The sequence below is a fragment of the Candidatus Nomurabacteria bacterium genome, from assembly GCA_016699365.1.
Lineage (GTDB): Bacteria > Patescibacteriota > Minisyncoccia > Phycocordibacterales > UBA9973 > CAZLWF01.
On the sequence record CP064973.1, the window covers coordinates 171638 to 193835 of the forward strand.

Consider the following 22198-nt stretch of genomic DNA (forward strand, 5'->3'; position numbering starts at 1 on the left):
CTTTGCTAGAAATGTAGGCCTTTTTCCAAAAACTTACTATCTTTGAAAGGCCCTATCAATGCTAGGTTTAGATGTTTGTCGATAAATATTTTTTTAGCCATATTGCGCACATCTTCCTTGCTGACTTTTCTGATTTTACGCTCCATGCTTTCCAGTTCTTCGAGCTTCTTCCTCATCACCTCTTGTCCGCCGAAAAACATCGCATATGCATCAGTAGACTCGAGTTCAAGCTTCATGGTACCTACTATGTATTCTTTTACTTTATTCAACTCATCGTCACTGACTAGATTTTCTTTCAAGTCGATGCATTCTTTTAGGATCTCACGCACCACTTCCTCTACACGAGCATTTGTAACTCCAGCTCTGATTTCAAAATATCCATGATCCGTATACGCATCATTGTCTGACTTTACATAATACGTAACACCCATCTCTTCGCGAAGTTTTATAAATAGTCTAGATGACATACCTCCACCAAGTATAGTCGCAAGGACTGCCAATGAGGCATTGTTTTTACTATAAGCATTTTCAGTTCGAACACCCAACACAAGATGTGTCTGATCTGTAGCTTTGTATTTCAAAAGAATTTTTGGTGCAGATTGGCGCTCAATTACTTTTTTCTTTGTAGACTTTTTTGTATTTTTTAATTTTGCAAAAACTTTTTTAGCTTCACTTAGCATCTCACTCTCAGTTACGCTTCCTGCAATCACTACTGTTGTTGCAGAAGGAACATAATGCGCTTTTTTATAATTTACAAAATCTTTTCTTTTCATTGCTCGAACATTTTCGCGAGTTCCTGCAATACACCAACCTGCTGGTTGGTCACCGTATAGAAGTTCCATAAACAAATCTTGCACATGACGTTGAGGCATATCCTCATACATATTGATCTCCTCTACTATCACACCTTTTTCCTTTTCCATCTCTCCTTCTGGAAAAGTTGAATTCAGATATATGTCACTAACTACATCAAAAACTTGTTTGAAATGCTTTGAATCTGCCTTGGCGTAGTAACCGGTATATTCTTGTGAAGTAAAGGCGTTGTACTGACTACCTAGAGCATCAAGCTCGTGTGATATAGCGCGAGCTGAGGGACGTCTCTCTGTACCCTTGAAGCACATATGCTCAAGGAAGTGAGATAGGCCATTATTGGCCTTGTTTTCGTATTTTGAGCCTGTTTCTACGAGCACTAGTACTGTTACGGTCGGATTGTCTTTCATCGGGATAGTGATAACCCTGAGGCCATTGCCTAGCTTTGTGCGTTTTATTTTCATACCTAGAATAATACCAGAAAATAAGGGTTTTTGCCTATATATTTGACTTTAAAGGGTAAACATGCTATAATATTGACAAATCGATATAAAATTATGAAGTTTATACAGGCTCTTTTAATTCCGGCTTTGATCTCGATCGCCATGTGCAGTTGCACAAAAGAAGAGATTATTGTGGTTGGAGACTATGTGTCTCCTGTTGGAGAAACCAAAATCGAACTCGCAGAATTACCTGTGGGCAAGGTATATGGTTACCTCGAAAACCAGAATGGTGAGGAGTTCATGGCTGAATTCCTCGTACCGGACACATTAATAGCCGGTATTGCAGAAGCCCTCCATAACGGAGAAGAGGTGTTGATAAAATATCTCTCCATCGACCAGTCCTATGTAGAGGACGAATCCGGGATGTTCTCGGAGGAGCACGATATAGTGTTGGCCGAAGGCAACCTCGAAGTGTCCAACTTCAAGGTCATCGAGTAAAAATATTTTAGGACATTGTGAGCCGCAGGATTTGTTTCCTGCGGTTTTTTATTTTCTATATAGCAAAAAATTAAACATTGTGGTATAAAAACAAAAAAGTTACTTAATGAAGAAGATAATAACCCTCCTTACGTTTATTTGCTTATTTAGCGAAGTTATCAAATCTCAAAATTCTATATCCTGCCCTACATTTCTAAAGAGTGAAAAGAGCGGGCTCAGTCCATGGCAGAAATATACAGTTAAAACAGGTCTGGTATTTATTGCTGGAGCAAGCGATGGTGTGAGTCAAACACTAGCATTTCATTACGAATATTTTCAAAATGACTTCCCAGATGCTCCACAAAACTACTGGAATCCAGACAGCAGCTGGTATAACAAGTGGGCAAATGGTGACCCCAACCAAGGTGAGGCGTTTCCAGGAAGCTCCACAATGTTCGTCTGGACAACTGACGGATACCATTTATTTAGAACAATCTCGAAGACCTCGTTGGTTTCGGGAATATGTTTTGGAACAGTGGTAAATGTATATGACCAAAAAAAATGGTGGATATATTTAACGGACTTCGTATTATATTCCGTCGCATATTCCGCAGGATTTCATCTAACATACACACTCATGTTTGGTAAACCAACGGAGTAAAAATAAACCACAGAATTTTCTGTGGTTTTTGTTTTCATTGACATTGGAGACGCTCAAGAGTTTAATTAAGAAAAGACTGTATTATGAAAATAAATTTGGTTTTACTTGCCACAATGGTACTACTTCCCTTTTTGGCAAAAAGCCAAAAAGAAGATTCTTTGAAAACAGAAAAAGTTTATATAGATTATACTTTTGGCCATATTCAAAATAGAACTTTTGTTGGATTGAAAAATGACTTTGACAACCAAAAAATATTTTTTGGTGACAATATTGAAGCTTCCTTCGACCTAAAAAATCCGCATTTTGGAATTGGAGCAAATATGATGGTCTATAAAAAAATCGATGCTGTGTTTTTTGAAACAAAAAAAGAGTTTAGTGTAGCACTCGCAACTTTTACTTATTCTCCTTTTATTACAGAAAACTTTTTAATAAGAGTGGGAATTGGTAGTACTTCAAAACAAGATATTGCGAGCTCTTACTCTGCTAGATATCTGATAGATTCTATATTCCCTTCTGGAAGTATATTTTTTGAAGGAAACGCAGTATTACTAGGCGACGACCTAGATTACAACGCGCTAGCCTTTATAGCTAAAAATGGATATTTCGTTGGAGGGTACTATACAAACAACGGAGTGAGTGGAGTATGCTTTGGGGCGATCGAGCAGTGGATGATGTTAAAGATTGTTCTTTGGAATGATCGAATCGAAGGAAGGAACATGTTCTCAAATGCATTCCAACTAGACCTAACTTTCCCACTAGTTAGAAAAACACCTAAATTGATTTACAAATAAAAAAACCCGCATTCGCAAAATTTAAAGCGAAGCGGGTTTTATTTTTTTTATACCAATCTTTCTTTTATATAAGAAACGAGCTCATCTATTGATACACGTTCCTGTTTGCCAGTATCGCGATCACGAATAGTAACTGTGTTCAATAAATCTGGATTTTCACCTAAAGTATCGAAGTCTATAACAATACACCATGGAGTACCAATCTCGTCTTGTCTACGATAACGCTTGCCGATGTTTCCATTGTCATCGTATGCCACTCTTCCAAATTCCTTCTTCAACATACTGAAAACTTCTCTAGATTTATCTACAAGTTCAGGCTTATTTTTCAAAAGTGGCGATACAGCACATACAATAGGAGCAATACTTGGTTTTAATTTTAAATATTCTCGCACTTCTCCATTCATTTCATCTTCTGTGTACGCAGAAAGTAATACCGCTAAAAATGCTCTGTCTGCACCAAAAGAAGGTTCAATACAGTGAGGTGTAATCTTCCCACCCCCTTCTTCATCTATATATTCAAGTTTATGAGTCTTCAGATCGTAATCAGTTCTGTATGCTAAGCCGAAAAGTTCTTTCCTACCAAAAGGATAATCAAACTCGAAGTCTACAGTTTTTTTAGAATAAAAAGCTCTATCTTCATCGCTTACAAGTAGCTCATGAGTTTTTGCTGTGTCTATCCCAACCTCATTCATCCATTCAATCATAGCGCCTTTCCAAAAATCAAAAGTCTTTTCCCAGTCTTCTTCACGAACAAAATATTCTATTTCCATTTGTTCAAATTCACGCTGACGAAAAAGAAAATCTCGTGGAGTAATCTCATTTCGAAAAGCCTTACCTATCTGAGCAATACCGAAAGGAAGCTTTGGATGATATGCGTCTACTACATTTTTGAAGTTTACAAATATTCCCTGAGCTGTTTCTGGACGAAGGTATGATATAGCAGAAGAATCTTCTGAGGCTCCAACTTTTGTTTGAAACATCATATTGAATTGTTTTGGTTCACTTAATTTACCATCACATTCTGCGCATTTTTCTTTATCTTCTATTTGGTCTGCACGAAAACGTCTCTTACATTTTTCGCACTCAACCATCGGATCAGCAAAATTGTCTACATGGCCTGTAGCTTGCCAGACTTCTTGGCGCATAAGTATTGCAGCGCGAATACCATACATATCTTCACGATTTGAAACAAATTTTTTCCACCAAGAATCTTTTATATTATTCAGAAGTTCCGCACCTAAATGTCCGTAATCGTAAGTCCCCGCAAGTCCTCCATACACTTCAGATCCTTGAAACACAAAACCACGGCGCTTGCAGAGCGAAATTATCTTTTCCATCAAATTGTCTTCTTGTTTATTTTCCATATATATTAAGGAGTTACCTTACCCATTCCAGTTATAAAATTATTATCATTATACAGGGCTGTAGTCAATGCAGAGCGAGAACTACGAATTATTGTGTCAGTAAATGAATCTGTACCCGTAAGAACAGTTTCTAGGATAATTTGTGGAGTAGTATCTATCTGACTAGTAGATGGAGTAAGAGCTATTTTGAAAGAACCTTCTCGAATAGTCTTAGTTAGTCCTGTGCCAGATAAAACATTGCCAAGTTTCCATGTGACTGTCCGGGTTGTATCATCGTATATTATATTTTCACTAGCAGGATAAGTAGCTCCAGCATACTTAACATAAGTAGGCAAAACTGCTTTTGCTTCTGCGCCCGTTACATCAGAGGATGAGTTTGTAACTGACCAAGTTATTGTATAAGTAGTCTCCTGTTCTGCGCGAGGTGGCATAGGCCCTGTGTTTACAAAAGGACCTTGAAAATACAGAGCCTTACCCGCAACTTGTAAATCGGTTGCAACCTTAACTGTTCTTTTTTGAAAATTAGTAACTTCTGTAACTAGCCCACCAAGTGAAGGTTGTTTACCTTTTATACTAATCTCCACAATTATAGAAGGACTTTCAAGTAATGTATTCCCGGAATATAGAGGGACAGAAGATAGATCAAATGAAACAGTTCCACTATCTCCAGGCTCAACAGCTACAAATCCGTTTGTAGTGCTTTTATCCCAAATAATTTTATTATTCAAAGAATCATAAAAACCACTTCCAAGAGTCAGTGAATTCTCGTCATAGGCATTGCCTGTTATTTTTGCAGTCATCTCTAGATCAGTAACACGTGTAGGAAGATTGTTTTTCCAATTTATTTCAAATTCAATATCTTTACCGCCAGAAACTATTACGTCTTCTGAGTTTGATCCGTTTATAAACAACTCTGTTTCAAGAAAAGGTTTCTTGATTAAAATGATATGTGAGAGTGATGTATAGGTAACACCTAAAGAAGTTAAGTTATCCGCGGAAGCTTCTCCTACATAAACCCTAAAGGCGCGCTCTTCGCCATCCTGACCATTTAGAGAACCTTTTATAGTCACAGTCTTTTCCATACCAGAAGATATGTCTCCAAGTTCCCAAACATTGTCTAGTGAGGCTGGCGCAGGAGTGGAGTCACTAAATCTAAATCCTGATGGCTACTCAACGCGCATCAGCATATTTTCAGCACTTTTCTCTGCACTGGAAGCAACTTTCATAACTAGGGTTATGTCTTGATTTGAAGCACTCTCTGTAGGAGCATCAATAGATAAAGTTACAGGGGCAGAATTTATTGTTACGGGGAAATTTATATCTTTCACAAAAATTGCACTAGATCCTTGGATTCTATATTCAAGAGAAACTTTTACATCTTTTATACTACCCTGCTCTCCAAACAAAACTACTTTTATATTTTCTCCGTGTGTGCGTCCAGAATCTATAGTACCTATGTTTATTCTAGGCAACCTCACGATATCACTACCAGAAACAGTCGCTCCGCCTTTTGGATATTCAACCAACAAATCTGCGAGTTCAAGAGGTACAGAATTTCTATTTGTAATTTCAATCTGTAAAGATAGCTCTTCTCCGCCTTCTGCAAACGAATTACCTAAAACTACTATATCTATGTTGTCATTTGAAACAGTCGCAGGTCCACCAAAAAGTTTATATCCAGCAAAAACCAAAGACCCTAATAGGACAATTAGAGAGTAGATAAAAATTTTTTTAAAAAAAGATGGTTTCATTGAATCGGTGAGGGAATTTATTTTTGAAATATTAATTTTACTAGAAACAGGATCCGCGTCACTCCCCCAAGTCGGAGATACGGCAAAATCTTTTTTATGCAACACACTAGAAGATTTCTTGTTTACAACAGAATCGTCTTTTGTATATAAGTGTTTTTCAAGCTCATTTAAGCTATTTGGAGCTTCATCTCTTTTATCCATGTAGAAAATTATAGCACAGTGAAGTATGTGTGGTCGATAAATTAGAGATGACTCTCTTTTAGAGCTCGATTGATCTCAAACAATATAGTTTTCTTTTCAAGCTTCTGATAGATTTCTCTGTTTGGATCAAATACATCATCCAAAATTGGAGCAAATTTTTCGACATCACCAATATACCCAAGATGATGAAGAATGCGCAAAACCAAAACCAATTCCGTTTTTTGTTTGTTTTCTATGCTTAAATTTTCTTGATTATAAAAACGTAGGCCAAAAAGTAGGTCTTCAAAAATTTTTTCATTTTTCTCTTCCCCTGCGCACAGGCGTATAACTAAAGAAGCAATTTGTTTTATCGTAGAAAAAGCCTGTAAATCTCTATAAGTATGACTAAAAGACTCTCTAGCAACGGCTGTTGTTACTCTCCATACATCTTTGCCTCTAACAAGATCGATTTCAGCATATGAATAATCCTGTAAAGCATATCGAAGCTTGGAACTCTCCTTGCGTATACTTTGCACCCTTGCACTAATTAAACCCAGCTCACGTGTATATAAATACAAGGTCTTGTTTGATTCACCAAGATTTTTACTACCTAGAATGATTGCGTGGGTGTGGTGTATATGATGCATATATTAGAAAATAATAATCAGACACAGAAAAATATTACCAGGAATTGTATTTATTGTCTGATTCTTCAAAAGTATCTTCGAGCTCTTTATGATGTGTATCTAAAAAATCTGAAATATTATCTTGATGCAGAGTTTCTCTATCGATATATTTTTCTTTGTCTTTCATATCCCCAAAAACTAAATCTTGTTTCGATTTTGCAAGCTCTCCTCTATAAGCTCTTTCAATTTTCTTTGGGTCAGATTTGTTTAGTGTTTTTAAATTTTCTAATCTTTTTGAATGATGCCTCACTTTTTCTCTCCAACCATCATTGCCACTATTAGGAGCCAGTGGTTGCCTTAAAAGACCCAAGTGAGACGCTTCAATCTTGTCCATTTCTGATAAATTATCGTCGGGCTTAATTTCCTCTTCAATTTTTTCTTTTTCTTCAGATCCAGCTTTTTTAGCATTATAAAAAGCCCTGTCATACGGATCATCCATATCAAGATAATGACCTTCAAAATAAAATGCAGATTTTTTCTGTTCAGTGTTTTCCAAACTTACTCTGTCATCTTCAAGTTCCCCTACATAAATATCTGCATTACTATGAGCACTTAGACCTTCCCCATACCTTTTCCAGGAGTCATCTGCTTGGTCATGAACTTCGTCTATTGGAACATATTTATGTTTGTGGTGTTTCGGTTCTGGGTCTTCCTCAGACTGCTCTGGTAGGAAAGACTTTGAGATAAAATTTTTCATATACCTTATTATATCAGTCAAAAAAATAAAGGAAAACCGCTCATAGAGCGGTTTTTTTATCATACACCTATTGGTTTCTGATCTATTTTTTGAGATTTCTTTTCAGCCGGAACTTTGTAGTTCCGATAAATAATTGTAACTACCATTGCTCCCCAGAGAAATAATATAGAAACAAGATCTAAATTGACATACAAAGAGGATTGCAGTCCTAAAAAGTCTACGAACCTAAAAAATAAAATCATAAACAAAAAGAATACAATCCCAGCAGATAGACTTACTTTGTCATAAGCCTTTCTATTTCTAACACCAAATATTCCGTTGGAAGAAAACCTATCAGATACCCATAGTACAATAAAAGACCAAATAAATATTGCGATCCAGACATTGTATTGTCCTTTTGCTAATTCTCGACCAACTTCGTTGGTATAAATAGTATTCCAACCTTTATTGAAATTGTACGACTTTTCGTATCGTATATTCCAAACTTTTTTTGGGAAAATAGGTAATCCTAAAACTTTGGCGTATTCTCGCTCTCTTTCTACAAAAGTTACGACGAGTTGCTCACCTTGATTTTTGAACAAAAATGCTGCATCTTCTGCCGAAATATATTTTGGCTTAGTCCTGATGATATACCTTGGTACACCATATTCAGGGTCCAATTCTGCCGAAGCAGAAGTAACTAAAAACAGAAAAAATAAGAGGGTTGTTACTGTTTTTTTCATAGTACTTTTTTTATCAAAGTACTCTAAAAAGATATGCTTGTCAATCTATTTGGAATCTATATTTATAGGGTGGTATTTGCGCCAGTATTTTCTCCATGGAGTGTAGAGTAGGAATATGAGTACACCAGCGAGCGCTGAGTATGCACCGAGAATTAGAAAATATAAAAACCAGCAAAGTTCTTTCGCATAAAAATAATAATTGAGTTTGTAATAACAGTGTACATCGGCAATACTTGTTGTCTTTTTCTTGTGCTCTTCCCGCTCCTCGAGGCGACTAGCAATAGATGTGTGACAAAATGTGAAAAATACTGCGAGTACACCGAGCCACTCGATCGGACCTTTTCCTGAAACTGCTCCGACAAAAAGCAGAGCAATCAAAACAAAAGCATATTCAACATGGTATGTTCTACATTTAAAAATAGACTTTATTTCTTCGACTGTCCTGATTAGAAGTGGGGTATGTTTCATACTATTTCATCATTTCTCTTAATACATCTAATGCTTCCGGAAGTTCGCGCACATTATCTAATCCTGTAAAATGACCTCGCTCGTGAAGCGTGATAGTTTCCGCATTCAATTCTTTTTCAAGTAAAATTTTATTTTCTGTGAGCAATACATACGGATCATTGTCGGAAAAAATACCTGCGATTTTATCAGTGTGTATACGGATGTGATTGAAACTGATCGGAGTTTTTAACCAAGGTGTCGCAATATCTGGAGATTCTCCATCATCTAGACTCTCTAAGGTGAATACAAACCACGGTGCAATAAGTAAAATACCTCCGATTTTTATATTCTCTGGGAGAGTTGCAATATATCGAAGCGTCGTCTGACAGCCCACACTGTGTCCGACAAAATAAGTATCTTCATCTGGGAGCCCTACTGAATTTCCTAGTGCAGGAACCCAGTCTTCTATTGTCGGTGTATCAGGATGTGGCATAAGAGGCGCTATGACCTCGCAACCCTCGCTTTCCATAGATTCCCTGATCCATTTGAGCATTGACTCATCAGGACTACCACCCCAACCGTGTGCAATTATGATTCTTTTCATATTAGTTTATTCTAATCTTTTCCTCACCATCTCCAAATGTGATATCCGAAACTCCTGCGGTCTTTTTCAAATCTTCTTCAAACCCTTGAACTGTTTCCTTGTATTCATTTGCAAGCGTAAGCTTAATAACATCACTAGGTTTCAAGCCTTTTTCTTTTCGCATGTCTTGGATAGAGCGGAGTAGCTCACGATAGTCTCCTTCACGTTTTAGTTCGGGAGTTATATTTGTGTCGAATGAAACTTCACTTCCAACTTCAACATCTTTTACATTTAGCTCGTCTTTTATTATTTCTACAAACTCAGAAGATAATTTTTCTTTTACAAAGAAAGTAGCGAGTGGCTGTCTTAGAGGAATATTTAATTTTTTTCGAATAGAATTTCCTTCAGTACAAAGATCTCGAACTTTTTGCATCTCTGATATTATTTCTTTATTTATTTTTCCTGCTTTTGGCCAATCACACAAATGAACTGACTCGACATCACTCTCAAGTTTCAATTTCTGCCACATGTCCTCTGCACTAAATGGTGCAAATGGTGCAATAATTTTCGCCAATGTTTTTAATACAACATACATAGTCATCTTTGCTGAAAGTGACCCGTCTTTCAATCTGTCTCGTGAACGGCGAAGGTACCAAGTCGAAAAGTCGTCGATAAAGTCGCGTGTTGCACGCACAGGTTCGAGAAGCTTGAAATTGTCTAGGTTATTTGTTGAAAGTTCTACAAGCTGGTCTAGCCTAGCGAGAATCCATTGATCCAAAACAATTGTTGTAGATCTAACTTCTTTTTCTGCATCTATCTCAGCATCTCTTTCTCGATAAAGTTCATAGAAAGCTAGTACGTTGTATAGAAGTCCGAAGAACTTACGATGAAGATCAAGCACTGTTTTCTCGTCGAAGTTTTTTGAGTCTCCTGGCTGGTTTACAGAATACATCCACAATCTGAGTGTATCTGCACCATACTTCTCTATCATCTCCCAAGGCTCCACGATGTTGCCAAGTGACTTACTCATTTTCTTGCCCTCTGCGTCTAGGATGTGCCCAAGACAGATTACATTCTTGTATGCCTTGCCAGTGCCCATAAGCGCTCCTATGGCGTGAAGTGTATAGAACCACCCTCGAGTCTGGTCGATGGCCTCACAGATGAAATCTGCTGGATAACCACGAGTCTTTTTGAAGAATCCTTTTTAGGCTGAAAAACATTTTTGTCATTTCCAAATGGATAGTTGTCTTGCGCGAAAGGCATCGCACCAGAGTCGAACCACACATCCATAACCTCTTTTACACGCTTGAACTTTTTACCGTCTTTTTCTAATTCAACAGAGTCGATAAATGGCTTATGTAAGTCGAGTTCAAAGTTTTCGTTGTGAGGAAGAGGAGTAAAATCTAATTTTCTAAATTCTCCATTTTGTAAATATCTATATTCGCTTTCTTTTTGAACTATTCTTAAAGATTCTTCTGGTGTATATCCGCTTGCACCAGAAAAGAGTAGCCATGCTGGCCCACCATGTGTGACTATAAGAATATTTTTTCCAGCATATTTACTATCTAGTTCATACAGAAAATTTGTTACTCTTTTCTTTATTTCATTATGAGATTCCCCTCCAGGCATTTTCTTATCGAAATTTTCTGGTATTTTAGGTAAAGCTTTGTGGAATTCTGACCATTTTGTTCCACCAAAATCTCCAGGATTAAATTCTCCCAGCTCATCATGATAAGAAATACTTTTTTCATCTAACCCTAGAACATCTTTTACAATACTAGATGTTTCTTTGGTTCTGATAAATGGCGAAGAAACAATAAAATCTATTTTTTCAGACTTCAACATCTCTGCATATTTTTTTACCTGCAGCTTACCATTTTCATTTATATGGTCTTTTGCATCTTTATTTACACTTATTGAACCAGTTAGATTATTGTCAGATTCTCCATGCCGCATTACAAAATATTTATTTCCACTTTTCTTTGTATATTTCTTGAGTGTATCGACAGAGTCGACAACTATTCGCTCGCCGTCTTCTGCCTCCCATATCGGAAGTGGGGTTCCCCAATACCGCTCACGAGATATCGCCCAGTCTTTTACTTCACGAAGCCATTCACCAAAACGTCCGTCTTTTATATGACTTGGTTCCCATTTAATACTATCGTTTTCTTTAAGTAATTGATTCCTGAGTTTTGACATTCCGATATACCAAGAATCCCGCGCATAATATATAAGCGGAGTTTTGCATCTCCAGCAGTGTGGATATGAGTGCTCGTATTTTTCTTTCTTGAATAGAAGCCCCCGGTGTGCGAGGTCCTTAATGATATCTATCGCAACTTCTTCATCCTTTACAAATCGTCCTGACAGAAAATCCATACCTTCCAAGAAATGTCCATCTTCTTTTACCAAATGGAACTTCGGCATACCGACTTTTGTTCCGAGTTCGAAGTCTACTTGTCCGTACATGACTGCGGTGTGCACCAAACCTGTTCCGTCAGTAGTTGTAACGAAGTCTGCAGAATGCACTTTGTATGCATTTTTCATATCTATATCTTTTGGAGCAAGATTTTTGAAATACGAATACAGTGATTCATATGATAATCCAACAAATGCTTTGCCTTTCAATTCCTCTATGATTTCATATTCACCTTCGACTATAGAGAGTCTTTCTTTAGCAAGAATCAGAATATCGTTTTCTTTTTTTATTTTTACATAATCGATATTCTCCCCCACCGCAAGACCTACGTTTCCCGGAAGTGTCCACGGAGTTGTAGTCCATGCTAGAAAATATGTATTCTCCTGACCAACAACTTTAAACTTTGCAGTCACCGATAAATCTTTGTCATCTTGATATCCTTGTGCGAGCTCATGCGAAGAAAGTGCAGTTCCACAACGTGGACACCAAGGAAGAACTTTGTAGTCTTTGTATAAAAGTTTTTTCTTTTCTGTTTCTGCCAAAATATTCCACACAGATTCGATATATGAATTGTGATACGTGACATATGGATTCTTGTGGTCCACCCAGTATGCAACACGGTCAGTGAACTTTTCCCATTCGTCGATATATTTCCAGACAGATTCACGGCACTTCTGATTGAATTTCTCTACACCATATTCCTCGATTTCCTTTTTGGATTTGAGACCCAGTTCTTTCTCGACCTGGAGCTCCACAGGAAGTCCATGTGTGTCCCAGCCACCTTTGCGACGAACATGGTACCCTCGCATAGTTTTGTATCGAGGTATAGCATCTTTGAAACAGCGAGGTTCGAGATGGTGCAGTCCTGGCATACCGTTTGCAGTCGGAGGTCCGTCGAAGAATACGAACTCCCCTTCTGGAGAATCCTTTGCAAGGGTTTTACTGAAAATATCTTTCTCCTGCCACAATTTCAAAACTGCTTCTTCTCTTAAAGCTGATTCGGATTTATTTGGTTTTTGGTTTTCTTCTGACATATTGACAAATTATATTATAGATGGTAATTTTAAAAAAAATATTGTATGAAACATATTATAAATTTCATCTTTGGCACAATTGGCGGCATAATAATTACACTGCTTATTGTAGGAGTAACAGCTTTATTTGATGATCAAATGAAAAAAGTTCCTTGGGAAGCAGTCCTCTTTGAAGGAATAATAATGGGTATACTTTTTGCCATATCAAGATACTTTAGTGATAAAGATGACAAAAAGAATGATCCACATGTATTCTAAACAAAAAACTCGTCCTAAAATTACGACAAAAGTCATAATTCAAGGACGAGTTTCTTTTTTTATCCAAGAAATCGTGGTACCACCTCGGTTCCCCTTTCGGGCTTATTACAGCTTTTACGGGCTTGCCCGCTGGGGTCTACTTAATTTCTTCCCAGAGCATTGGAGTTGATATCTCCTAATCGCGCTTATACACTTATACTATATAAAATGAGAAAAAATGCAATAAAACAAAACCCCGGAATTCCGGGGTTTTAAATTTCAATTCAATTTGGGGTAAAGCGAACGCCAAGCTATTTCTGCAGATTTATCAGTAATCAATAAATTGTCATTGTTGTCGAAATACAATTCATGCCACAGATCAAACGCATACTCATCATCATCTGAAGCAAGGAATAAATCAAATAAATGCTTTGCTCCTGGTACGCCAACTGGTTTTTTTAAAAGTTCATATTTTGATTTAAAAAATCTTTTTAAATCTTCAGCAGATAGAAACTGAGCTGAAGTTCTTTTAAATTCTTTCTCGAGCTCATCGATTTCAGTCTGTGTGTATAATTTTTCCATAATTCTACGATTTCCGAAACTATATATCCTGGCGCACATTAAGTCAACAGTGTTACAATAGCTACATGGATCTCTTGTCTTTTTCTCAAAATATACTTGGATATATAACTAATCCTGAAAATATAATTTTTGTTTTTTGGGTGATTGTACTTATAGTTATATTTATATCTCTAATTATGATACTTCATTGGAAACAATATGCTGAAAATATATTAGGCGGTATTGTTTTGTTTACTGTCTACGGAATCGGAGTATTTATATTAATCAGTAATATTTATCAAAAATTACAAACATTTATCGGTGTATGAAATTAAATCCTGGAGAAAAGAAAATAGCAGTATTTCGCAAACATTGGTTTTATCTCGGACTAGAGGCTCTGATGTTTGCACTAATCGCAATACTTCCCTACCTGATGGTATATTTTGGTGGGATATACTTCGATATTTCTATCCCCGAGCGGTTTGTGCCTCTGTATGAACTCTTTTATAGTCTGTGGCTGGTGTTTGTATGGGTTGGATTCTTTGTTTCGATCACAAACTATCTACTTGATATATGGATACTCACATCTGAGCGACTCATAGATGTGGAACAGTTTGGACTTTTTTCTCGTAGAATATCTACTCTGCAGATTGATAAAATACAGGATGTGACCGTAGCTGTATCTGGAATAATTGAGGAGATTATCAGTAGTGGAAATGTTTCTGTACAAACTGCTGGTGAAACTCATGAGTTCCATATACCACACGCTCAGAATCCTGAAAAAATGAAGGAGAGAATACTGACTGTAGTTCGAGTAAAAGCCAACGAAATAAAAACTGTTAGAATAGAAAATTAGAAAAACCACCCATTAAAAAGGTGGTTTTATTTTTTAAAACAGAAAAAGTTCGTACGAGCACATAGAGTTGTAACTATGCGTATCGACAACCTTCTGTTGGTCTTCGAACCCGTAGATTATTCTGTAGCCATATGTAACAGGTGTACTGTTAGATGTTATAAGCATGATTGATTTTATCTTGTGGTCGTTTGTGGCGACAAGATTGTATCGGCGTACCTCATGCAGCATATCATTCCAATAAATATGTTTCTGCGGATTGTCTGTGGTCATGGTAAGTCCATCTGGATGACGAGGATTTTCGGTGTAAAATATCTCGTCTAGAGTGGCCATCACAATCTCTTTTTTTATTTTCGCATCTCTTGCAAAGATGGATTTTTTGAAAAAAATAAGTGTGACTATTCCAAAACCAATAGTTGCAATTATAGGCAACAACAACTGCTGTATATTTTCCGCAAGTGTAAAATTATTTAGGGATATACATGTTAAAACCAGGGCTACTAACCCAATGAAAAGGTTATTCCTTTCATTTTTTGTGAGAGGGTTTTTTTCCTCAATCCGAGCTTTTTCGATTTGATTCATTTTTTGTTTTTTTTGGTGAACTTTATCAGTGTTATATTAACACATAATATGATTTTAGTCCAATATTAAAACCGTCTCACAAATGTGGGACGGTTTTTAGGTCTAATATTCTGTTTCTAGGGGTTCTAGCTTTTCATCTATAATACCCCCTTCGATAAGCTCCTCCTTGTAACGCTCCCAGAAGGAACGAAGGAAAGTAACTCTCTTTTGGGCAAGTCTTTTGCCTTCGTTTGTACTCATTGTTTTAGCTACAACAAAAAGTCTTTTCTTAAACAATTCTATGCTTGCACCAACTTTTTCGGTTACTTCACCTGCACACAGAGGATCAAGCGGATTATAAAACGGCCTGTTCATCTCTCCACCAGAACTAAAAGTACGCATAATAGCAAGAGCTCCAACACTTTCAAGCTTGTCTGCGTCTTGTAAAATTGCGGATTCCCAGGTAGATGGTTCAATGCCGTTTGAAAAAGAGCATTCTTGTATGCAATCTTTGACTCTTTTTATTTTTATCTCTGGGTATCCAGGGACACTTTTTAGTAAGACTTCCGCCAAGTCCGCGCTCTTACTAGGTGCAAGATTGTTCCTTGGGTCATCCTTACGGAAAATTACCGAGTCGTGAAAAATAAGTGCGGGGATCAAAATATCATAATCAGTTACTTGTATTGTCTCGCTCTTTGCTATTCGCATTCCGAGGTTAAATACACGCCGCATATGCTCAAGATCATGAGATTTGTCATGTTCGCCTATGTGAGGCATAAGCAATCTAAAACAATCAATCATCAATTTGTTTTTGTCCATTTAAATAACTTTTTTAGAACAATAACAGATTGTGCCGAATTAGTCTACATTTTTTCTGGAGCTTTTATGCCTAAGATATATAAACCGTTCTTTTGAATTGTCGCAAAGGCACTTGTTATCATGACTTTATAGCCACTTGTTTTGTCTGTGTCATCCACTATCTGAGTCTCGGCATAAAAAGAATTGAAACTGCGAGCAAGCTCTACCAAATATGAAGCAATCGCATGTGGAGCGTATTCTTTGTAAGCCATTGCCACAACTTCTGGGAATCTGTACAACAGTCTTTCTATCTCAAAAATACTTTCTGTAGGACTATCGGCGGAAATTTCTATAGAAGCCGTTTTTGCCTTTTCTATAATTGACCTAGCGCGAGCATGAGAATAGGAAAGATATGGCCCTGAATCACCTTCAAAAGAAAGTGATTTATCAAAATCAAAAATTATATCTCTACCTGTCGCTTGTTTTAAGACGGAATATTTCAAAGCTGAAACTGCAATATCATTCACAAGATTTTTGTCTTCTGCTCTGTTACTCTCTTTCATTTTTTCTGCTACTTTTTCTCCAATATCAGAAAGCAAGGAATCCCCCGTTACTACATCTCCAGTACGAGAAGACATCTTACCTGTAGGAAGACGGAGCATCCCGTGGGATATATGTTTGGTTTTTTTGGCTAAGTCTGGAAATACTTGATTCATTGCTTCGAGTAACACACGAAAATAGTCATTGATCTCATTGCCTGTTACTACGATTGATTCATCGTAGCCGTAAGTATCAAATTTAATCTTTGAAAGACCCAATTCTTTTGCTTCGTATGTTGGAAGACCTTGGGAATTTATAAAAACACGAGTATGGAGTTTTGGGTTATATTTCTCGCCCTTAAAAACAATCGCACCATTTTCACCATTTTCAAAAACCCCGTTTTCTATGTTGGACAAAACTATATCTTTACCAAATTCTCCAGTTTTACTTTCAAAGAAATAAAAATCAAATTTTGTTCCAAGCTTTTTATATATCTCTTCAAAATATTCCAAACTCTTTGCTCTTCCAAGGTCATAGAATCTATTTATTTCAGAATCAGACCTATCATATATTTTTTTATTAAAATCTTTGATTGTATTTTTATCCTCTTCGGTATCCCCCTCAAGTTTTGAACCGAGCGCATAGCAAGAACCCAAGAATTTCGCCCAAACCTCGATTGGAGCCTCTTCACTCGGCAAGCTGTCTTTATTTTCAATCATCCCAAAAATTGCTTTTGCTACATGCAACCCTACGTCACCTTGGTAACACGCACGTTTTATTTCTGCCCCATTCCATTCAATTATGCGAGAAAGTGTCTCACCTATTGTATTGCTCATCAGGTGTCCTATATGAAATTCTTTGAATGGATTTGGGTCTGTATATTCTATTATCACCTTTTTACCAGAAAGAGTATCTGTTTTACCAAAATTTTGATCATTAAAAATATGGTCGATTGATTGTATAAAAAATTGATGGGACAAATAAATATTTATAAACCCAGCACCCGCGACTTCTACCCTGTCTATCTCTTTTGGTAAATCAGACTTTATCGAATCGACAATTTCCTGAGCCACTTCTTTTGGATTCTTACCAACCTTTTTTGAAGCAATTAGAGCTATGTTTGTAGAATAATCACCGTTCGACAAATCTGCCGGGTGTTCCCAGTTTATATCTATAGATTCTATCCCCAAGACCGCTACTCTGGCCTTTATTTTTTCACTTAAAACATCTAGTACTACCATAATCGAGATTCTATCATAAAAAAGAAAAAACTCCTGTTATGGGAGTTTTGTTTTTAAAAAATTTTGACTTTAGGCTTGTCCAGTTTTTTCACCACTTCTTCAATATAAGAAGTTTCGTATTTTTGACTTTCTAGAAAAATTTTTATAACAGATACAGGTATTTTGTTCTTGTAATACTTATATCTTTGGTGTTTAATTTTCTGCCTATCAAATAAATCGACGAGCATTTTGCTCAAAGATTCAATTCGCATTCCAGAAGACTCATCGCCATACTGATCTATTTGAATCGCCTCTTTAAACCGCTCGATTGGAAAAGATTTTTCAATTTCTGGCTTGTATACCTCTACTTCCCTATTGTGATGAATCTGAAAAATAGAATTGCCGTCTTTTTTCTCTTCCAAAGTAAAACCTTCAGATAAAAGATATTCATAATACTCAAAGTCTTCACTCAAAAATTTATCGAGTAAATCTTTCAGTATGAAAAATTCAACATTCCAACTATCAAGAGGATTATACTCTTTGTACTTATTCTTGTAGAAAATCAACATCGAATGCGTACTTCTTGCTTCTTTATCAAATCCCAAAAGAGTACTTATATCCTTCAAAATTAAGACCTTTTCAAGATGCTCAAGCAACTTGATACACAGCAAAGCTCTACACATAACTCTATATTTTGCCCTAGAACCCTTTTTCCCAGAGTACAAAATTTCTGTTTCTGTTATAGAGAGTCTGGGCTTACTGGACTCTACTATGGATCTCAGAATTATACTTGCGAGTTTTCTGTCAGAGTCTTTAAGAATTCTCTTTTTTAGAAAGCGTCTTTTTTTTCTAGCCATTTTGTGCTTTTTTTAACACTATACAAGAAACTAGATAAATGTAAACCATTAAAATACAAAATAAAAATCCCCCGATTTCGGGGGATTTGTTTTACTTAACGAGAAATGGAGAAACTATTTCCCAAATATCATCATGAACTTCTTCGACTGATCTATTGGCATTTACAATACTCCAGTTAAATTCTTTGGCTAGATCCAGGTGTATAAGCCGGATTCTTTCAGTTTTTTCATCGTCTGTTTCAAAACGATGCCCCGCTTCTACGCTATCCATAAATCTCTTGCCGTCGAGAAGAACTGAAACTGTGGGCAGGAGTAGGTGCTTATTTATCTCTATCATATGATCCTTATTGAGGCCGTCACCTGTCCCGTATGCAATACCAGTTCCGGTATACATCTCTGCAATCACAATATCAAGAGAGCTTAACATTTCTTTTAGTCTTGGCTCAAAATCAGATCTATTCTGAACATTTAACTCCTGCAAACCAAGAGCAGAAATATTATTAGGATTGCCCTGTTTCAGACACTTATGTATAGAAGGACCTGTCGGCTCAAGACTATAAATCGGATATTTAACATATGCAAAACTCTTGCCTTTGTTAATTAATTTTTCAGTCAAACGAATAAGTTGAGTAGTCTTACCAAGATTGGTCACACCCATTAAAGTAAAAAATATACCTTTCTTCATAAAAGAGCAGTTTTTGTTTCATAGACATTTATACTACAAATAAACAAAAAGGAAGTATTGCTACTTCCTTAAAACTGTGTTGATTTTTTGGGCGATTTTTATCATATCTTTCTCTGTTTTTCCTATCGTAGTTTCGGCTGCTGTGCCGAGCCTGATGCCGGATGGGTCAAATGGTGAACGAAGTTCAAACGGAATTGTATTTTTATTTACAATAATTCCAGTTTTCTCCAAACGCTCGCTCGCCTCTTTTCCTGAAATACCTTTTCCATTCATCCATGTATCAACCAGTATCAAATGTGAATCTGTACCACCAGACACAATCCTCCAACCAAGTTTCTTTAATTCAACCGCTAAAGCTTTTGAATTTTTTATAACTTGTTTTGCGTATTTTTTAAAACTAGGTGTACTCGCTTCTTTTAGCGCTACTGCGATAGCGGCAATCTGGTTTTCATGCGGACCACCTTGCAAACCTGGAAAAACTGCTTTGTCTATTTTTTCTGCGTATTGTTTTTTGGAAAAAATTATTGCACCACGCGGACCCCGCAATGTTTTATGAGTTGTAGTGGTTACAATATCTGCGTATTTAAAAGGACTAGGATAAACACCGCCGGCTACAAGACCTGCTATGTGTGACATGTCCACCAAAAGTAAAGCTCCGACAGAATCAGCAATATGACGAAATTTTTCCCAATCAACAATTCTTGGATATGCAGTAAACCCAGCGACGATTATATCTGGTTTGTGGAGTGCGGCTTCACGTTTCAAATCCTCATAATCTAAAACTTCTTTATCTTTATCTACTGAGTACGGAACTTGTTTCCAAAAAATTCCTGATGCTGAAACCTTGTGGCCATGTGTCAGATGCCCTCCACTTTCAAGTGACATACCAAATATTTTCCCCCCTTTTGGAACAAGCGCAGTATAGACTGCCAAGTTTGCCGGAGACCCAGACAAGGCCTGAACATTCACTCCCCACTCGTCCTTATTTAATTTAAATAGCTTCAAAGCTCGCTCCTGCGCCAATTTTTCAATCTTGTCTATTGTTTCATTGCCTCCATAATACCTTTTCCCAGGATAACCTTCTGCATATTTGTTTGTAAGCTCACTACCGAGTGCTTCCAAAACATCTTTTGAAACATAGTTCTCTGAAGCAACAAGATTGATTACACTCTTCTGGCGCTTTTTTTCTTCTGATATTAGTTTTCCAATCTGTAAGTCTTTCATTATGTTTTAGATATTAGCATGTAATCAAAAAAAGAATAAGTAAAAAATAAAACCCCGAAAATCGGGGTTTTGGTTATTTTATTTTTCAACAATATCATGCAATCCACGCTTCATATCCCATTCACTATCGGACATCTCTACGTGAAGCTTCAAATCTGGAAACTCTCTCATCATCCACTCTGCACATTTCTTTTCCATATTGCGCACGGTCGGATGTACAGCAAGACCAGTGCGAAGTTCCTGCACAAACACCTCTGAAACCAGATTACGGGAGAATTCGCACGGACACTTGTAGCCCATTGGAATAAAATACTGCAAATCAAATTTTGAAATTTGAGTACTGAGTTCGAATACCAACTTTTCAACCTCTCTCAAAAGAGATATGGCACGATCTTTGAGGTTCTCAGGTAACTGTTTCAAGTACCAGTTTTCAAAACCATATTTAATCGTCAACAACGGAATCTCTGTAATACCATTTCGTTGGCGCTGAATATCTCTGAAAGAGCGATAGTCCAAAAGAGTCTTGAAGTGAATATCTCCTAACTTACCCATGACTTTTGGAAGCTCAGTCTTTTTAGGGCGTGCGTCGATGTATTTTTGATATTTCCTGAAGTCCGTCATGTGTACTGTGCCCCACATTTGAAATTCTGGCCAAGTAGTATCGTCAGGATCAAAGTAACATAAATCTTCTGCACACATCTTCCAGTATTCTTCTTGCTCAGGATAGCTTTTCTTCTTTGTGTATGTTGCTGGAAAATTTGATTTCAGAACATTCAAAATATTTTCCGCTATACCCGAAACTTCACCTGATGGATTGTAAACTAACAATCTTTGCTGTTCATCAATCTGTCTCAGGTTCATATGTATTGAAGCATTGGTGCGGGCACCAGCGGGCAAAAATGCCCCGAGGATATCATACATCTTTGCATTAATAGTCTTCTCGTACTGAGCTTTATGCTCCCCATCTGTTTTATCTGAAGGCTTAGGATCCATAGGAAAACGAGCCTTAAGATATTCAGGTAATACCCTGATGCCTTCTTCGTAGAAATCCATCAGCATATCGATGATCATTCTAGTGTTTTCTAAATCAATAGGGTCATAACAACCAAGCTTGGTCATCGCAACATATCTCGTACTAGTTTCCTGTCCACTATAAAGTGGCCAGTTCTGAAGTTGCTTTGCAGCAATCATAGATATGCCGTCGAGATAAATGGTAACAGTACCACAATCTCCGATTGATTTGTCTCCATAATTTACATAGAAACTTTCCATGAAATCACTTGAGCCTTTGAGTAAAACTTTACGCAAATTCACAAACATACCACCGGAACTTCTGGAATTGAGCGACTGAAGCATCGCACTGTCTTCCGGACTTGGAAGATTAAACAATGCCACTATCGCACCCGTATCTGTCTCTTCGGCAGAGATTGTATGCAATAATTTTTCTACTTCTTCACGTCTTTCCTCTGGAACAGACGCGAGTAAACCATCCATTTTATTCTGGACAATTGGGTTGATTTCTTTTTTCATCTATATTTAATTTTGGTGAAATTTGTCTTATTTCTACCTTAATTCTCTACCCAAGTCAACAAAAGAAAAT

The 22198-nt window shown here is 36.9% G+C and carries 25 protein-coding genes; 6 read left to right on the forward strand and 19 right to left on the reverse strand.

Translation table 11 applies throughout. The features are described from left to right. Window positions 1-5 precede the first annotated feature (5 nt). A complete protein-coding gene (locus IPJ63_00915; GenBank protein ID QQR76815.1) occupies window positions 6-1274 on the reverse strand; it encodes an insulinase family protein in 1269 nt (422 codons plus the stop codon). Between the two features lie 93 nt (window positions 1275-1367). Between IPJ63_00915 and IPJ63_00920 the strand changes: the two genes are divergently transcribed. The 3 genes from IPJ63_00920 (at window position 1368) to IPJ63_00930 (ending at window position 3182) form a co-directional block, all read left to right on the forward strand. Beyond that, complete coding sequence (locus IPJ63_00920; protein ID QQR76816.1) at window positions 1368-1751, forward strand: hypothetical protein; 384 nt, start codon at window positions 1368-1370, stop codon at window positions 1749-1751. A 106-nt stretch (window positions 1752-1857) separates the two neighbouring features. Continuing rightward, on the forward strand, window positions 1858-2391 hold the full coding sequence (locus IPJ63_00925) for a hypothetical protein (protein QQR76817.1): 534 nt from the start codon (window positions 1858-1860) through the stop codon (window positions 2389-2391). A gap of 83 nt (window positions 2392-2474) precedes the next feature. Next, entirely contained in the window at window positions 2475-3182 is a 708-nt protein-coding gene (locus tag IPJ63_00930) for a hypothetical protein (protein ID QQR76818.1), read from the forward strand. 47 nt (window positions 3183-3229) lie between these two features. On the opposite strand, the gene IPJ63_00935 is transcribed toward IPJ63_00930, so the two are convergent. From IPJ63_00935 to IPJ63_00980, 10 genes are all read right to left on the reverse strand, one after another. Next, window positions 3230-4519 carry a glycine--tRNA ligase gene (locus IPJ63_00935; GenBank protein QQR77009.1) on the reverse strand — a complete coding sequence of 430 codons (1290 nt, stop codon included), beginning with the start codon at window positions 4517-4519 and terminating at the stop codon, window positions 3230-3232. Window positions 4520-4551: 32 nt separating this feature from the next. Next, window positions 4552-5628 (reverse strand): hypothetical protein, encoded by a 1077-nt coding sequence (locus IPJ63_00940; GenBank protein QQR76819.1) that lies wholly within the window; start codon window positions 5626-5628, stop codon window positions 4552-4554. 84 nt (window positions 5629-5712) lie between these two features. Next, window positions 5713-6498: a hypothetical protein gene (locus IPJ63_00945; GenBank protein QQR76820.1), complete on the reverse strand. Its 786-nt coding sequence runs from the start codon at window positions 6496-6498 to the stop codon at window positions 5713-5715. 41 nt (window positions 6499-6539) lie between these two features. Beyond that, window positions 6540-7124: a DNA repair protein RecO gene (gene recO, locus IPJ63_00950; GenBank protein QQR76821.1), complete on the reverse strand. Its 585-nt coding sequence runs from the start codon at window positions 7122-7124 to the stop codon at window positions 6540-6542. A gap of 34 nt (window positions 7125-7158) precedes the next feature. Next, window positions 7159-7860: a hypothetical protein gene (locus tag IPJ63_00955; GenBank protein QQR76822.1), complete on the reverse strand. Its 702-nt coding sequence runs from the start codon at window positions 7858-7860 to the stop codon at window positions 7159-7161. A 59-nt stretch (window positions 7861-7919) separates the two neighbouring features. Continuing rightward, the gene (locus tag IPJ63_00960; GenBank protein QQR76823.1) at window positions 7920-8582 is read right to left on the reverse strand and encodes a hypothetical protein; all 663 of its coding nucleotides are present in this window, start codon (window positions 8580-8582) and stop codon (window positions 7920-7922) included. A 45-nt stretch (window positions 8583-8627) separates the two neighbouring features. Beyond that, window positions 8628-9050: a hypothetical protein gene (locus IPJ63_00965; protein QQR76824.1), complete on the reverse strand. Its 423-nt coding sequence runs from the start codon at window positions 9048-9050 to the stop codon at window positions 8628-8630. A gap of 1 nt (window position 9051) precedes the next feature. Further along, a complete protein-coding gene (locus tag IPJ63_00970; protein ID QQR76825.1) occupies window positions 9052-9633 on the reverse strand; it encodes an alpha/beta hydrolase in 582 nt (193 codons plus the stop codon). A 1-nt stretch (window position 9634) separates the two neighbouring features. Further along, window positions 9635-10711, reverse strand: a complete 1077-nt coding sequence (locus IPJ63_00975) for a class I tRNA ligase family protein (GenBank protein QQR76826.1) — start codon at window positions 10709-10711, stop codon at window positions 9635-9637. A gap of 8 nt (window positions 10712-10719) precedes the next feature. Further along, complete coding sequence (locus tag IPJ63_00980) at window positions 10720-13062, reverse strand: class I tRNA ligase family protein (GenBank protein ID QQR76827.1); 2343 nt, start codon at window positions 13060-13062, stop codon at window positions 10720-10722. Window positions 13063-13107: 45 nt separating this feature from the next. On the opposite strand from IPJ63_00980, the gene IPJ63_00985 reads away from it, so the two are divergent. Continuing rightward, on the forward strand, window positions 13108-13320 hold the full coding sequence (locus IPJ63_00985; GenBank protein QQR76828.1) for a hypothetical protein: 213 nt from the start codon (window positions 13108-13110) through the stop codon (window positions 13318-13320). A gap of 258 nt (window positions 13321-13578) precedes the next feature. Here IPJ63_00985 and IPJ63_00990 read toward each other — a convergent pair whose 3' ends face one another. Next, entirely contained in the window at window positions 13579-13881 is a 303-nt protein-coding gene (locus IPJ63_00990) for a hypothetical protein (GenBank protein ID QQR76829.1), read from the reverse strand. 65 nt (window positions 13882-13946) lie between these two features. On the opposite strand from IPJ63_00990, the gene IPJ63_00995 reads away from it, so the two are divergent. Both IPJ63_00995 and IPJ63_01000 read left to right on the forward strand, forming a co-directional pair. Next, complete coding sequence (locus IPJ63_00995; GenBank protein ID QQR76830.1) at window positions 13947-14189, forward strand: hypothetical protein; 243 nt, start codon at window positions 13947-13949, stop codon at window positions 14187-14189. After that, window positions 14186-14716: a PH domain-containing protein gene (locus IPJ63_01000; protein QQR76831.1), complete on the forward strand. Its 531-nt coding sequence runs from the start codon at window positions 14186-14188 to the stop codon at window positions 14714-14716. The genes IPJ63_00995 and IPJ63_01000 overlap by 4 nt, the downstream gene beginning before the upstream one ends. Before the next feature lie 33 nt (window positions 14717-14749). Here IPJ63_01000 and IPJ63_01005 read toward each other — a convergent pair whose 3' ends face one another. From IPJ63_01005 to IPJ63_01035, 7 genes are all read right to left on the reverse strand, one after another. Next, window positions 14750-15295 (reverse strand): hypothetical protein, encoded by a 546-nt coding sequence (locus IPJ63_01005; protein QQR76832.1) that lies wholly within the window; start codon window positions 15293-15295, stop codon window positions 14750-14752. Between the two features lie 102 nt (window positions 15296-15397). Then, entirely contained in the window at window positions 15398-16093 is a 696-nt protein-coding gene (locus IPJ63_01010; protein QQR76833.1) for a phosphohydrolase, read from the reverse strand. 44 nt (window positions 16094-16137) lie between these two features. Further along, window positions 16138-17853: an arginine--tRNA ligase gene (gene argS / locus IPJ63_01015; GenBank protein ID QQR76834.1), complete on the reverse strand. Its 1716-nt coding sequence runs from the start codon at window positions 17851-17853 to the stop codon at window positions 16138-16140. 53 nt (window positions 17854-17906) lie between these two features. Then, window positions 17907-18689, reverse strand: a complete 783-nt coding sequence (locus IPJ63_01020) for a hypothetical protein (protein QQR76835.1) — start codon at window positions 18687-18689, stop codon at window positions 17907-17909. A gap of 91 nt (window positions 18690-18780) precedes the next feature. Beyond that, the gene (locus IPJ63_01025) at window positions 18781-19374 is read right to left on the reverse strand and encodes a hypothetical protein (protein ID QQR76836.1); all 594 of its coding nucleotides are present in this window, start codon (window positions 19372-19374) and stop codon (window positions 18781-18783) included. A 60-nt stretch (window positions 19375-19434) separates the two neighbouring features. Further along, on the reverse strand, window positions 19435-20598 hold the full coding sequence (locus IPJ63_01030) for a serine hydroxymethyltransferase (protein ID QQR76837.1): 1164 nt from the start codon (window positions 20596-20598) through the stop codon (window positions 19435-19437). Window positions 20599-20676: 78 nt separating this feature from the next. Beyond that, window positions 20677-22128: an FAD-dependent thymidylate synthase gene (locus IPJ63_01035; protein ID QQR76838.1), complete on the reverse strand. Its 1452-nt coding sequence runs from the start codon at window positions 22126-22128 to the stop codon at window positions 20677-20679. Window positions 22129-22198: the final 70 nt, after the last annotated feature.

Bases quoted from the DNA above. Each gene is read 5' to 3' on its own strand.
- IPJ63_00915 (QQR76815.1), bottom strand. From the start codon at position 1,274: ATGAAAATAAAACGCACAAAGCTAGGCAATGGCCTCAGGGTTATCACT.
- IPJ63_00920 (QQR76816.1), top strand. From the start codon at position 1,368: ATGAAGTTTATACAGGCTCTTTTAATTCCGGCTTTGATCTCGATCGCC.
- IPJ63_00925 (QQR76817.1), top strand. From the start codon at position 1,858: ATGAAGAAGATAATAACCCTCCTTACGTTTATTTGCTTATTTAGCGAA.
- IPJ63_00930 (QQR76818.1), top strand. From the start codon at position 2,475: ATGAAAATAAATTTGGTTTTACTTGCCACAATGGTACTACTTCCCTTT.
- IPJ63_00935 (QQR77009.1), bottom strand. From the start codon at position 4,519: ATGGAAAAGATAATTTCGCTCTGCAAGCGCCGTGGTTTTGTGTTTCAA.
- IPJ63_00940 (QQR76819.1), bottom strand. From the start codon at position 5,628: ATGGAAAAGACTGTGACTATAAAAGGTTCTCTAAATGGTCAGGATGGC.
- IPJ63_00945 (QQR76820.1), bottom strand. From the start codon at position 6,498: ATGGATAAAAGAGATGAAGCTCCAAATAGCTTAAATGAGCTTGAAAAA.
- recO (QQR76821.1), bottom strand. From the start codon at position 7,124: ATGCATCATATACACCACACCCACGCAATCATTCTAGGTAGTAAAAAT.
- IPJ63_00955 (QQR76822.1), bottom strand. From the start codon at position 7,860: ATGAAAAATTTTATCTCAAAGTCTTTCCTACCAGAGCAGTCTGAGGAA.
- IPJ63_00960 (QQR76823.1), bottom strand. From the start codon at position 8,582: ATGAAAAAAACAGTAACAACCCTCTTATTTTTTCTGTTTTTAGTTACT.
- IPJ63_00965 (QQR76824.1), bottom strand. From the start codon at position 9,050: ATGAAACATACCCCACTTCTAATCAGGACAGTCGAAGAAATAAAGTCT.
- IPJ63_00970 (QQR76825.1), bottom strand. From the start codon at position 9,633: ATGAAAAGAATCATAATTGCACACGGTTGGGGTGGTAGTCCTGATGAG.
- IPJ63_00975 (QQR76826.1), bottom strand. From the start codon at position 10,711: ATGGGCACTGGCAAGGCATACAAGAATGTAATCTGTCTTGGGCACATC.
- IPJ63_00980 (QQR76827.1), bottom strand. From the start codon at position 13,062: ATGTCAGAAGAAAACCAAAAACCAAATAAATCCGAATCAGCTTTAAGA.
- IPJ63_00985 (QQR76828.1), top strand. From the start codon at position 13,108: ATGAAACATATTATAAATTTCATCTTTGGCACAATTGGCGGCATAATA.
- IPJ63_00990 (QQR76829.1), bottom strand. From the start codon at position 13,881: ATGGAAAAATTATACACACAGACTGAAATCGATGAGCTCGAGAAAGAA.
- IPJ63_00995 (QQR76830.1), top strand. From the start codon at position 13,947: ATGGATCTCTTGTCTTTTTCTCAAAATATACTTGGATATATAACTAAT.
- IPJ63_01000 (QQR76831.1), top strand. From the start codon at position 14,186: ATGAAATTAAATCCTGGAGAAAAGAAAATAGCAGTATTTCGCAAACAT.
- IPJ63_01005 (QQR76832.1), bottom strand. From the start codon at position 15,295: ATGAATCAAATCGAAAAAGCTCGGATTGAGGAAAAAAACCCTCTCACA.
- IPJ63_01010 (QQR76833.1), bottom strand. From the start codon at position 16,093: ATGGACAAAAACAAATTGATGATTGATTGTTTTAGATTGCTTATGCCT.
- argS (QQR76834.1), bottom strand. From the start codon at position 17,853: ATGGTAGTACTAGATGTTTTAAGTGAAAAAATAAAGGCCAGAGTAGCG.
- IPJ63_01020 (QQR76835.1), bottom strand. From the start codon at position 18,689: ATGGCTAGAAAAAAAAGACGCTTTCTAAAAAAGAGAATTCTTAAAGAC.
- IPJ63_01025 (QQR76836.1), bottom strand. From the start codon at position 19,374: ATGAAGAAAGGTATATTTTTTACTTTAATGGGTGTGACCAATCTTGGT.
- IPJ63_01030 (QQR76837.1), bottom strand. From the start codon at position 20,598: ATGAAAGACTTACAGATTGGAAAACTAATATCAGAAGAAAAAAAGCGC.
- IPJ63_01035 (QQR76838.1), bottom strand. From the start codon at position 22,128: ATGAAAAAAGAAATCAACCCAATTGTCCAGAATAAAATGGATGGTTTA.